This is a genomic window from Streptomyces sp. NPDC018693, assembly GCF_044391385.1.
Taxonomy (GTDB): Bacteria; Actinomycetota; Actinomycetes; order Streptomycetales; family Streptomycetaceae; genus Streptomyces.
In genome coordinates, this window is record NZ_JBIRZZ010000013.1 from 75,551 (window position 1) to 87,418 (window position 11,868).

The 11,868-nt window shown below is 71.0% G+C and carries 12 protein-coding genes and 1 pseudogene; 12 read left to right on the top strand and 1 reads right to left on the bottom strand.

All coding sequences use genetic code 11. The features are described 5' to 3' along the window. Positions 1-262: 262 nt before the first annotated feature. The 5 genes from ACH5AC_RS28870 (at position 263) to ACH5AC_RS28890 (ending at position 6,621) form a co-directional block, all read left to right on the top strand. On the top strand, positions 263-1,966 hold the full coding sequence (locus tag ACH5AC_RS28870) for a VanW family protein (protein WP_398865118.1): 1,704 nt from the start codon (positions 263-265) through the stop codon (positions 1,964-1,966). Positions 1,967-2,643: 677 nt separating this feature from the next. Then, the gene (locus ACH5AC_RS28875; RefSeq protein ID WP_398865119.1) at positions 2,644-3,054 is read left to right on the top strand and encodes a hypothetical protein; all 411 of its coding nucleotides are present in this window, start codon (positions 2,644-2,646) and stop codon (positions 3,052-3,054) included. An 89-nt stretch (positions 3,055-3,143) separates the two neighbouring features. Further along, positions 3,144-4,235, top strand: coding sequence for a PLP-dependent cysteine synthase family protein (locus ACH5AC_RS28880; protein ID WP_398865120.1), 1,092 nt, complete (start codon positions 3,144-3,146; stop codon positions 4,233-4,235). 50 nt (positions 4,236-4,285) lie between these two features. Then, positions 4,286-5,521, top strand: a complete 1,236-nt coding sequence (locus ACH5AC_RS28885; protein ID WP_398865232.1) for an MFS transporter — start codon at positions 4,286-4,288, stop codon at positions 5,519-5,521. Between the two features lie 482 nt (positions 5,522-6,003). Then, on the top strand, positions 6,004-6,621 hold the full coding sequence (locus tag ACH5AC_RS28890) for a DUF4232 domain-containing protein (protein WP_398865121.1): 618 nt from the start codon (positions 6,004-6,006) through the stop codon (positions 6,619-6,621). Here ACH5AC_RS28890 and ACH5AC_RS28895 read toward each other — a convergent pair. Further along, positions 6,611-6,787, bottom strand: a pseudogene (locus ACH5AC_RS28895) (hypothetical protein); the annotation flags it as partial. The gene ACH5AC_RS28890 and the pseudogene ACH5AC_RS28895 sit on opposite strands and share 11 nt — an antisense overlap. 119 nt (positions 6,788-6,906) lie before the next feature. On the opposite strand from ACH5AC_RS28895, the gene ACH5AC_RS28900 reads away from it, so the two are divergent. The 7 genes from ACH5AC_RS28900 to ACH5AC_RS28930 all read left to right on the top strand — a co-directional run bounded on the left by ACH5AC_RS28900 (position 6,907) and on the right by ACH5AC_RS28930 (position 11,858). Then, positions 6,907-7,509 carry a DM13 domain-containing protein gene (locus ACH5AC_RS28900; RefSeq protein ID WP_398865122.1) on the top strand — a complete coding sequence of 201 codons (603 nt, stop codon included), beginning with the start codon at positions 6,907-6,909 and terminating at the stop codon, positions 7,507-7,509. Positions 7,510-7,571: 62 nt separating this feature from the next. Then, positions 7,572-8,048, top strand: a complete 477-nt coding sequence (locus ACH5AC_RS28905; RefSeq protein WP_398865123.1) for an SRPBCC domain-containing protein — start codon at positions 7,572-7,574, stop codon at positions 8,046-8,048. Between the two features lie 90 nt (positions 8,049-8,138). Next, on the top strand, positions 8,139-8,789 hold the full coding sequence (locus ACH5AC_RS28910; protein WP_398865124.1) for a vitamin K epoxide reductase family protein: 651 nt from the start codon (positions 8,139-8,141) through the stop codon (positions 8,787-8,789). A gap of 143 nt (positions 8,790-8,932) precedes the next feature. Next, positions 8,933-9,271, top strand: a complete 339-nt coding sequence (locus tag ACH5AC_RS28915; RefSeq protein ID WP_398865125.1) for an ArsR/SmtB family transcription factor — start codon at positions 8,933-8,935, stop codon at positions 9,269-9,271. After that, the gene (locus tag ACH5AC_RS28920) at positions 9,268-10,992 is read left to right on the top strand and encodes a SulP family inorganic anion transporter (RefSeq protein WP_398865126.1); all 1,725 of its coding nucleotides are present in this window, start codon (positions 9,268-9,270) and stop codon (positions 10,990-10,992) included. Before ACH5AC_RS28915 ends, ACH5AC_RS28920 begins: the two co-directional genes overlap by 4 nt. Beyond that, positions 10,989-11,426 (top strand): ATP-binding protein, encoded by a 438-nt coding sequence (locus ACH5AC_RS28925; protein WP_398865127.1) that lies wholly within the window; start codon positions 10,989-10,991, stop codon positions 11,424-11,426. Before ACH5AC_RS28920 ends, ACH5AC_RS28925 begins: the two co-directional genes overlap by 4 nt. Before the next feature lie 30 nt (positions 11,427-11,456). Continuing rightward, the gene (locus ACH5AC_RS28930; protein ID WP_398865128.1) at positions 11,457-11,858 is read left to right on the top strand and encodes an anti-sigma factor antagonist; all 402 of its coding nucleotides are present in this window, start codon (positions 11,457-11,459) and stop codon (positions 11,856-11,858) included. Positions 11,859-11,868 lie beyond the last annotated feature (10 nt).

The following is an 11,868-nucleotide window of genomic DNA, read 5'->3' on the forward strand; positions in this document are numbered from 1 at the left end:
GTGAAGCGAGGGTGTGGTCGATGCCACACGCGGCATCACAGCGCGGCGTACAGCGTGGCTCGAGCTGACCGGCGGCACAGCCCCGTAGGACTACGGGCCTCTCGCCCACCCCCGCCCGCCGTCGTCCGGGGCCGCGCGGGCCGTCCGGCGTGACTTGGGACATACACATGTGGCGCCCAGTGACAGGACACTGAATTGACATCGCACGCACACGGCAATGCGCCATCAGGCGGACCGTCGTATCGATCTCCCCCGGAGCCTCATGCGCCGTCAAATAGCCTCCCTCTCGCCCGTAGCCCTGGCCGGCGGCGCTCTCACCGTCGGTGTCGGAGGCATGTACCTGACCGGGCTGCTGCTCACGGGCGGCGAGATCGACGCGGGGACGACGGTGCGCGGTGTGGACATCGGCGGCCTGACCCGCGAGGAAGCCACCCGGAAACTGGAGCAGCAGCTGGCCGCCACCGCCTCGAGGGACATGGCGGTGAAGGTCGGAGAGCGCCAGGGCACGGTCGACCCGCGGCAGGCCGGAATCACCCTCGACATCCCGCGGACCATCGACCAGGCGGCCCGCGTCGGCGCCGATCCGTTCAGCGTGATCGGCGGGCTGTTCCGCTCCGGGGGAGAAATCGAGCCGGTGGTGCGCGTCGACGAGGACAAGGCCCGACGCGCGCTCGGCAAGCTGGCGAAGAATCTCGACCAGAAGGTCCGCGACGGCGCCGTCACCTTCGACGACGGTCACGTCACCCAGGTGGCCGCACGCACCGGATACGCCCTCGATGTGGACGCCGCGGTCGGCCCTCTGCGCGACGCGTTCCTGCGCGGTGGGGCCGGCTCCGTCACTGTTCTTCCCGCCCGCGAGACCGAGCCCAAGGTCTCCGCCGACGAGACACGGCGGGCACTGCGCGAGTTCGCGCAGCCGGCCATGTCGGCACCCGTCACCCTCACGGCCGGTGACACAAAGTTCACCATCAGTCCCGCCGTGCTGGGCGAGTACCTCACCATGCGGCCGGACAGCAAGGGCAGCCTCACTCCGAAGCTCGACGCCAAGGGCCTGCTCGCCGACCGCGCGGTCGCCCGGCCTCTGGCGGACGTGACCACCAAGCCCCAGAACGCCAGGTTCCGGCTCAACGGCGACCAGGTCGTGGTCGCCGCCGACGGCACACCCGGCCGGGAGGTCACCGACAAGGCGCTGGCCAAGGCCGTGATGCCGCTGCTCACCAAGTCCGGCACCGCCGCCCGCACCGGCGAGCTGGCCATCCGGCAGATCCAGCCGGAACTGACCCGCGCCAACGCCGCACAGCTGGGGCTGAAGGAGAAGATGTCCTCCTTCACCGTCAACTTCGACCCGGCCCCCTACCGGGTCAAGAACATCGGCCGGGCCGCCGAACTCATCAACGGCTCCCTCGTCATGCCGGACGAGACCTGGAGCTTCAACCGCACCGTCGGCGAACGCACCGAGGACAACGGCTTCGTCGAGGGCGTCATCATCCTCAACGACGAGTTCACGAAGGCAGCCGGCGGTGGTGTCTCAGCCGTGGCCACCACCGTCTTCAACGCGATGTTCTTCGCCGGGGTCAAGCCCGTCGAGTACGGCGCCCACTCCTTCTACATCGAGCGCTACCCGGAGGGCCGCGAGGCGACGGTCGCCTGGGGCAGCCTCGACCTGAGGTTCAAGAACGACTCCGGCAACGCCATCTACATCCAGGCCGAAGCGACCGACACCTCCGTGACCATCACGTTCCTCGGCACCAAGAAGTACGACGAGATCAAGTCCGTCACGGGGCCGCGCACCGACGTCAGGGAGCCGGAGACGAAGACGAAGAGCGGCGAGTCGTGCGTGCCGCAGACCCCCCTCGAAGGGTTCGCCGTCACCGTGGAGCGGGTCTTCTACAACGACGGCAGGGAAGTGAAGCGGGAACCCTTCCGTACCCGCTACGTCCCCCGTGACGAGATCACCTGCGAGTGACCGTCACGGGCCCTCGGGATGACTCACGGGATGCTCACCGAAGCAAACCGGTCATTTGCATGGCTCGTTGAAGGCGCTTTTGCGGCAGTCGGTGGATCACCGTCCAGGAGTCGCTAGTATCACGGCGTGGTTACGACGTGGTCGCCCTGGCGCATATCTCGGGCCCGTGCTTGTGCGGGTCCGCTTCTGCGTCTGTCGGCCCTCGCCGTGCTGCTGTTCGGTGTCGTTCTCCTGCACGGAGCGACCCCCGACAGCGCCAGAGCGCACCTGGTGACCGGTGCGGCAGTGTCCGTCGCGGCGTCGTACGAAGGGTCGCACGGCGCCGTGCACGCGCGAGCCGTGTCCCGTTCCGCCCTCACGGACGGCGGGCCCGTCGACCATGCGCCGTCGCATACGGGCGAACGCTGTGTGTCCGGGCAGCCGTACCAGGGCCCTGCCCTGTCGTCGCCTGTCTTTGCAGCATCGGTTCGCGAACCGCGCGGGTCCGGCCGCGCCGAGCCCGAGCGGGGTCCCGGCGGGCCGGAGATCTCCGTCTCGTCCTCCGGGGCCCTGAGAGCAGCCGTGGTGCAGCAGGTCTAGGACTCGGCGTCCTTCCTGCCCCCACCCACGCCTGCCGCTCCTCACCCGGAGGACCCGTGCCGACACACACTCGTATGCCCTCGTACGCCACGAAATGCTTGGCCGGTGCCTTGTGGCTGCGCGGGCTGATCGCCCTGATGCGCGGTGTCCTGCTCGTCGTGGTCGCTCTGTGCGCCCTCGGACACGGCAACGGGCCGACGGACGGGAACGACCGGCTCCAGCCTGCCGCCATGGCAACGGCCGCCGCCCCCGCGACGATCGGTGAGCCGCCCCAGATTCCCCATGAACCGCATGGCCCCCACGGCCCCCACGGCGACGCGGAGTGCGGCGCGGACAACGCCTTCCGTGCCACCGATCAGGTGACCGAACCCCGGACCGTCGGCACCGGGACGGCGCCATTCGCCGGTGCCCTGGGGGGCGTGGGGCAGCGGCTTCGCCGTCCACGCGAGCGTCGCCGAGCCCGCACGGGCCGGACGGCGCTCGCCCGCACCAGTCGGTGGCGGATCTAGATCTCTCGCCCGTGGCCGGTCGCCGTACCGGCTGCCGCGCGCAATGCACACGCGTTCTTCGAGCGAGAGTGAAAGAGATGCAGTCACTGATGAAAACCGCTGTCACGCCTGGTCGTTCCGCGCTGTCGGCGCTGGTGGGGGACACGCCGCTGCTGCGGATCTCGGAGCCTCTGGCTCCGGCCGGCCGGGGCTTCTGGGCGAAGCTGGAAGGCTTCAACCCCGGTGGTATCAAGGACCGGCCCGGCCTCTTCATGGTCGAGCGTGCCCGTGCCCGTGGCGACCTGCGCCCCGGCGGACGGATCATCGAGTCCACCAGCGGCACCCTCGGCCTCGGACTGGCCCTGGCGGGGATGGTGTACGGCCATCCCGTCACGCTGGTCACCGACCCGGGTCTGGAACCGTCGATGACGCGCCTGCTGAGTGTCTACGGCGCCGAGGTCGACATCGTCACCGACCCCTGTGCGACCGGTGGCTGGCAGCAGGCCCGGCGCGACCGGGTCACCGAGCTGCTCCGCGAACACCCGGGCTCCTGGTGCCCGGACCAGTACAACAACCCCGACAACACCACCGCATACACCCCGCTGGCGCTCGAACTCGCCCGGGAAATGGGACACATCGACGTCCTCGTGTGCAGTGTGGGCACCGGCGGGCACTCGGCCGGCGTCGGCCGGGTACTGCGCCAGCTGTACCCGGAGATCCGGATTGTCGGCGTCGACACCATCGGCTCGACCATTTTCGGCCAGCCGGCGCGGACACGGCTGATGCGCGGTCTCGGCTCCAGCATCTATCCGCGCAATGTGGCGTACGAGAACTTCAGCGAGGTCCACTGGGTCGCCCCGCGCGAGGCGGTGTGGACCTGTCGCCAGCTCGCGGCCTCGCACTATGCCACCGGAGGCTGGAGCGTCGGCGCGGTGGCGCTGGTGGCGGGCTGGCTGGCCCGCACCCTGCCCGCCGACGCCCGCATCGCGGCGATCTTCCCGGACGGTCCGCAGCGCTACCTGGGCACGGTCTACGACGACGAGTACTGCGCCCGGCACGGGCTGCTCGACGGACCACCACCCCTGGAACCCGAGGCCATCGGCCGCGTCGACGAGAAGGAAGTCGATCGCTGGACCCGGTGCACCGATGTGGTCGACCCCTTCACCCTCGCCGCCGAGTCGGACGAGGAGAACGCCGAGTGAAGCGGACGTTCGCACAGGTGCGTTCGTACGAGCGCAGTGTCCAGTTGTTGATGGTGAACCAGTTCACCATCAACCTCGGTTTCTACATGCTGATGCCGTATCTGGCCGCCCACCTGTCCGGAACGCTCGGCCTGGCCGGCTGGGTGGTCGGGCTCGTGCTGGGCGTACGGAACTTCAGTCAGCAGGGCATGTTCCTGGTCGGCGGGACGCTCGCCGACCGGCTCGGCTACAAGCCACTGATCGTCGCCGGATGCGTGCTGCGCACCATGGGCTTCGCGACGCTCGGCCTGGTGGACTCGCTGCCCGCGCTGCTCGCCGCGTCCGCGGCGACAGGGCTCGCGGGCGCGCTGTTCAACCCGGCGGTGCGGGCGTATCTCGCCGCGGACGCGGGGGAACGTCGGGTGGAGGCGTTCGCCCTGTTCAACGTGTTCTACCAGGCCGGCATCCTGCTCGGTCCCCTGGTGGGCATGGTGCTGACCGGAGTGGACTTCCGCATCACCTGCCTGGCGGCGGCCGCGATCTTCGCGCTGCTGTCGATCGTGCAGATCCGCGCGCTGCCCTCCCGCAGGGCGGCAGACACCGAGGACCGCCGCAGTGAGCAGGAAAGCGTCCTCGCCCAGTGGCGCGGCATCCTCGCCAACCGGCCGTTCCTGCTCTTCTCCGGCGCCATGATCGGCTCGTACGTCCTCACCTTCCAGGTCTATCTGGCGCTGCCGTTGGAGGTTCGACGGCTCGGCGGGGACGGGGAGTTCGGCACGGCAGCGGTTGCGGCGCTCTTCGCCGTCTCCGGACTGAGCACGATCCTCGGCCAGACCCGGGTGACCGCATGGTGCAAGGCCCGCTACGAGCCCGGTCAGGCACTGACCCGCGGTTTGGCGATCATGGGGCTCGCCTTCGTGCCGCTGCTCCTCGCCACCGCCGTACCGGTGCCGGAGTCCGGCACGGGGCTGTGGGCGCTGGCCGCCGTACCGCCGGCGCTGGCCGCGCTGCTGCTTGCGGTCGGCACGATGATCGCCTACCCCTTCGAGATGGACACCATCGTCCGTCTCTCGGGTGACCGCCTCGTCGCCACGCACTACGGGCTCTACAACACCGTCTGCGGGGTCGGCATCACCGTCGGCAACCTGCTCACCGGCGCGGCCCTCGACGCCGCCCGCGAGGCCGGGATGCCCGCGCTGCCGTGGCTCACCCTGTGCGCGCTCGGCCTCGCCTGCGCGGCCGCGCTCCACGGTCTGCACCGCACCGGGCGCCTGGCCGCACCCGCACCGCACCCCGTGGCCGCCTGACCGGACGAACCGTGCCACCAGGGGCGGGCGCCACACGGCGCCCGCCCCTGCACAGGAGACGCTGGCGGTGCGGCGGACCGGAGCGGAGACGCCAAGAGCAGGAACGTGGCCGAGCCGTGAGGCACAGCTCGCCCGGGCGGATGAACGCGGCGGGTTCGGGGCCGGGCGTGTGGCCGGGAGTGGGCAGCAGCGACCTGCCCGTCGAGTCTCCGGCGCCGACAATCCCGGCCTGACCGCGCTGGCGGACCTCCCGGGGCCTGCGGTACCTCGCCCTCGCCCTCACCGTCACCTTCGCCGACGCCCTCGCCCTCGCCTCCCGCCTCGGCGTCGCCACCGACGACGCCCTCCGGATCGTCGGGAGCCTCTGAGCCGCTGTGTCGGCTGTGGTGACTTCGGGAAGCCGCTGTCACCGGACTGTGAAGATCTGGTGGGACCTTTTCCTGGTCAGCACAGCACTGCTTCTCACTCGGGGGAACACCACCATGAACACTGCTCGCAGAGCCGCCGTCGTCCTCGCCGTCGTCACCGGACTGGCCCTGACCGCGTGCGGCCCGTCCGAGGACGACGCGGCGGGCAGCGCCGGGGGGTCGACTGCCGCCCCGACGACGTCCGTGACGCCGTCCGGGCCGGCCGGGTCGGCGACGCCGTCCGCGTCCCCGAGCGAAAGCTCGCCCGACCCCGACTTCGACGTCTTCCCCTGCAGCACCTTCGACGTGCGGTTCACCGCTTCCCTGGCGGAGCCCACCACCAGCAGCTACCTGCTGAAGATCACCAACAAGGGGAGTAAGGCGTGCAGGGCGCTGGGCCACCCGGTCGTGACCTTCGGTGACCTGGACGGAGCGGCCACGGAGCGGGGCGCGGCTCCCGCATTGGAGGACGCGCTCAGGCTGGAACCGGGCGAGTCGGCGTACGCCGGGCTCATGGGCGGGCTCGCCGACGGCTCCGGGAAGACCGTCGACTGGATCGAGATGACCATGAACACCCAGTCCGACCTGGAGCAGACGCCCCTCAGGGCATCGACGCCCAGGCTGTACGTCTCGCCGGACGTGAACTCCGTGACCCCGTGGGTGAACAACGCGGAGGACGCGCTCAGCCTGTAGCCGCATCACCTGGTCGGGTCCCGGACGACGAAGGTGTGTCGCGCAGGGCGTCGACCATGACGAAGTCGTGGATGATGCCCTGATAGCGGACGGCGGTGACAGGGACGCCGGTGATCTGGGCACGCTGGGTCTCGTCGGTCGTGTACTGGTCCCGGAGCCACTGCATGGCGAACGTCGCGGACGGCGCGGCCAGTTCGGCGTCGTAAGGGTTCCGTCACCTTTTCCGCGGCCGAAAACCGTCCCCGGGTAGGTTGAATGGAGCTCTCGGGACGGGAGGAGAGCGATATGAGGCACGTGCGCCGGAGGTTGACCGGGCCGGTGGCCGTGGGTGTGCTGGGCGTGGTCGTCGCGGTGGTCGCCGCGGGGCTGTACTGGTTCCAGCCGTGGAAGCTGTGGCAGAACGAGACGGTGAGTGAGGCCCTGCCCGTGGTGAGCGTGGCACCGACGCCCTCCGCGCCACAGCCGGCCACGGGCGCGGGTGCCGAGTCGCCGGCCGCGGAACAGCCGACCGAGCAGCCGACGGAGCCGGCCGAGCCGCAGACCGTGGCCACCGGTGAGCTGATCAGCCACGAGCACGAGACGTCCGGCACGGTACGACTGCTGCGGCTGGCCGACGGCTCCCATGTGCTCCGCCTGGAGAACCTGGACACCAGCAACGGCCCCGACCTGCGCGTCTGGCTCACCGACGCGCCGGTGAAGGAGGGCCGCGCCGGCTGGCATGTCTTCGACGACGGCAAGTACGTCAGCCTCGGCAAGCTGAAGGGGAACAAGGGCGACCAGAACTACGCCCTGCCCGCCGACGTCGACCCGGCCGCCTATTCGAGCATGAGCATCTGGTGCGACCGCTTCAACGTCTCCTTCGGCGCGGCGGAGCTGGCCCGCGTCTGAGGCACCGCGCGGACGGCCCGGGTCCGATGGGGGGCCCGGGCCTCCGCGGCTACCGTGGAGTCATGCACTCCACTCGGGTCGCACACCATGTGAACGCCCCACGTGCCGCGGTCTACCGGGCCCTCGTGGACGCGGACGCCATCGCTCGTTGGCGGGTGCCGGACGGTATGACCGCGCGGGTCCACACCTTCGAGGCCCGCGAAGGCGGAGCCTTCCGGGTCTCCCTCACCTACGACATGCCGACCGGCACCGGGAAGTCGGACCCGCGGACCGACACCTACCACGGCCGCTTCGCAAGGCTCGTGCCGGACGAACAGGTCGTCGAGGTCGTCGAGTTCGAGACCGACGACCCCGCTCTGCGCGGGACGATGACGATGACCACCACCCTCACCGACGAGGACGGCGGCACGGCCGTACTGATCGTGCACGAGGGCCTGCCCGACGCCGTCTCCGCCGAGGACAACACGACCGGCACCCGCATGGCCCTGGCCAACCTCGCCCGGCTCGTGGAGACCGGGACCGAGATCGACCGGGACTGAGAGCCGGACCGAGGCGACGGGCCCGAACAGCCGTTGAACGGGGCCGTTCGGCCCTGGCCGGTGACCGGACGGCGACGCTTCACTGCTGCGATGACCAGCGGCATCACCACCGAGCGCCTCCCCGTCACCTCACACGGAGGCGCCCCTTCCACGCGGGGCGCGACCGGCGCCGGACGCGCCTTCGCCTGGCTGTTGATCGTGACCGGGGCGCTCGGGATCCTGGCGTCCTTCGTGATCACCGTCGACAAGATCGAGCTGATCCAGAACCCGGACTTCTCTCCCTCCTGCAATCTGAGCCCCATCGTCTCCTGCTCCAACGTCATGCGCAGCGCCCAGGCGTCCGCCTTCGGCTTCCCCAACCCGCTGATCGGCCTGCTCGCCTACCCGGTGGTCGTCGCCGTCGGCGCCGCACTGCTGGCCGGAGCCCGCTTCCGCCGCTGGTTCTGGCTCGGGCTCAACCTGGGCACCCTGTTCGGCGCCGGCTTCTGCATGTGGCTGATGAGTCAGGCGCTGTACGAGATCGGCGCGCTGTGCCTGTGGTGCAGCCTGGCCTGGGCGGCCACCATCGCCATGTTCTGGTACACCACCGCGCGCAACCTGCGCCACGGCGTCCTGCCGGCACCCCGCGCCCTGGTCGCCGGCGTGCTGGAGTTCCACTGGGTGGTGCCGGTCACCTGGTACGGCGTCATCGTGCTGCTGATCGCGACCCGCTGGTGGGACTACTGGCAGACCCTCCTCTGACACCCGAAATAGGGCGAACCTCACACAATGGATGTAGGAATTGCTAAATTCTGCAATTGGTTACATGCTTAGGTGGCCGCGCTCGCGTCACCGGTAGCCACGGGCGCGGCCCTTCCGTGAGTGACCGGGGAAACCGAGGCGCCGTGTCCGTTCCGCTGTACCAGGCCAAGGCCGAGTTCTTCCGGATGCTGGGCCATCCCGTCCGCATCCGGGTCCTGGAACTCCTCCAGGACGGCCCCCTCCCGGTACGCGACCTGCTCGCGGCGATCGAGATCGAACCGTCCCGTCTCTCCCAGCAGCTGGCGATGCTGCGCCGCTCCGGCATCGTCAACTCCGCCCGCGAGGGTTCGACCGTCGTCTACTCCCTCGCGGGCGGTGACGTCGCCGATCTGATGAAGGCCGCCCGGCGGATCCTCACCGAGATGCTGACCGGCCGCAACGAACTCCTCGCCGAGCTGCGCGACGCGGAGGCCGTGGCATGACCACTACGACCCTCGGCCGCGCCTGGGGCCGGATCACCGCACTTCTGCCCACCCGCACCGACCTGCACGAGATCCGGCGAGACCCGCGCCGCGACCTGCTGGCCGGCCTCACCGTGGCGATCGTGGCACTGCCGCTCGCGCTCGGCTTCGGTGTCTCCTCCGGCCTCGGCGCCGAGGCGGGCCTCGCCACCGCCGTCGTGGCCGGCGCGCTCGCCGCGGTCTTCGGCGGGTCGAACCTGCAGGTGTCCGGCCCGACCGGCGCGATGACCGTCGTCCTCGTGCCGATCGTCGCCCAGTACGGCCCCACCGGCGTGCTGACCGTCGGCCTGCTCGCGGGCCTCCTGCTCGTCGCCCTCGCCGCACTGCGGGCCGGCAAGTACATGCAGTACGTGCCCGCCCCCGTGGTGGAGGGCTTCACCCTCGGCATCGCCTGCGTGATCGGACTGCAGCAGATACCGAACGCCCTCGGCGTGCCCAGACTCGAGGGCGACCGCGTCCTGGCGGTGACCTGGCGGGCGTTCGAGGAGTTCGCCGCGTCCCCGAACTGGACGGCCGTCGGTCTCACGGTCGCCGTCGCCGCGGTGATGCTCGTCGGCGCCCGCTGGCGGCCGACCATCCCCTTCTCGATCGTCGCGGTGATCGCCGCCACCGTCGTCGCCCAGCTCGCGGACCTCGACGCGGCGAAGCCCATCGGTGATCTTCCGTCCGGGCTGCCCGCGCCCTCCCTGTCCTTCCTCGACCTCGGCTCCCTCGGCTCGCTGCTCGCTCCCGCCGTCGCGGTCGCCGCCCTCGCCGCACTGGAGTCCCTGCTGTCGGCCTCGGTCGCCGATGGCATGACGGTCGGCCAGAAGCACGATCCCGACCGGGAACTGTTCGGCCAAGGCGTGGCCAACATCGCCGTCCCGCTGTTCGGTGGCGTCCCCGCGACCGGCGCCATCGCGCGCACCGCCGTCGCGGTCCGCACCGGCGCCGGCTCCCGCCTCGCCGCGCTCACCCACGCCGCGATACTCGCCGTGATCGTCTTCGCGGCCGCGCCCCTCGTCTCCAGGATCCCGCTGGCCGCGCTCGCGGGCGTGCTGCTCGCCACCGCGATCCGCATGGTCGAGGTCGGCTCCCTGAAGGCGATGGCCCGGGCCACCCGCTCCGACGCCGTCATCCTCGTCCTGACCGCCGTCGCGACCCTCGCCCTCGACCTCGTCTACGCCGTCATCATCGGCCTCGCCGTGGCCGGCGCCCTCGCCCTGCGCGCGGTCGCCCTCCAGGCCCGCATGGACCAGGTTCCGCTCGACCGCGGCGACCACACCGCCGAGGAACACGCCCTGCTCGCCGAGCACATCGTCGCCTACCGCATCGACGGGCCGCTGTTCTTCGCCGCCGCCCACCGCTTCCTGCTGGAGCTGACCGAAGTGGCCGACGTGCGCGTCGTCATCCTGCGCATGTCACGGGTGTCCACCATGGACGCCACCGGCGCCCTCGTCCTCAAGGACGCCGTGGAGAAACTCACCCGGCGCGGCATCGTCGTCATGGCCTCCGGTATACGCCCCGGCCAGCGCCAGGTCCTCGACTCCGTCGGCGCACTCGCCCTGCTGCGGCGCGACGGACGGGAGTACGCCACCACCCCCGAGGCGATCCGGGGCGCCCGCGACCACCTGGAGCGCGCCGGAGTACTGCCCTCGGCCTCCGCCCCGCACCGCGCCTCCAGCGAGGAAGCCCTCCGATGAGCACCCTCAACGCCATGACGCTCACCGCCCTGCCGCACCGGCACGTGCTCACCCTGCCGAACGAGCCCGCCGCGGTCCGAGTCGCCCGGGAGACCGCCGAACTGGCGCTGGTGGAGTGGGGCATCGGGCTGCGCCACCCGAGCGTGGCCCCCGCCCTGCTGATCCTCGGCGAACTCGTCACCAACAGCGTGCGGCACGCGGCCGGGGTCTCACCTCAGCTCACCGTCGTCTACGCCGCCGGTGCCGACTGCCTCGCCCTCGCCGTGCACGATCGCCATCCCCACCGGCCCGGGCTCTACGGAGTGGCCGCCGGACGCCGGTCGAGCGGTCTCGCCACCGTCATGGAACTGACCCTCTCCCTCGGCGGCACCGCGGTCGTACGCGGCGACGCCGACGGCAAGGGCAAGAGCATCTGGATCACCCTGCCCCTCTGATCCCCCACCCGCACCACGAGGTTGAACAGCATGACCATCGAATGGCGTTACACCGTCGAGCAGGAACTCGGCATCCTCGCCGTCGCCGGCTACCTCGGCCCGGGGGCGGTCCGCCGCTTCACCGGCGCGATCGGCTGGGTCGTCGCCCGGGGCACCGGACCGGTCGTCGTCGACCTCACCGAGCTGCGCGGCTGGTCCGCCGAGGGCCAGCTGGCCATCACCGACGCCGCCCGCCGCCTGGCCGAGGGCGGCCGCCGCCTCGAACTCGCCGCGATCCCGGCCGACGGCTCCCTCGTCCCTTCCGGCGACTGCCCGGTCATGCCGGTCCACCCCGACCTGACCGCCGCCCTCGCCGCACACCGCGGCGAACAGGAGGAACCGGGCGAAGGGCGCCAGGAGTGGCGTACGACGGGATGGCCGACCGGGGAGTGACACGGCACCC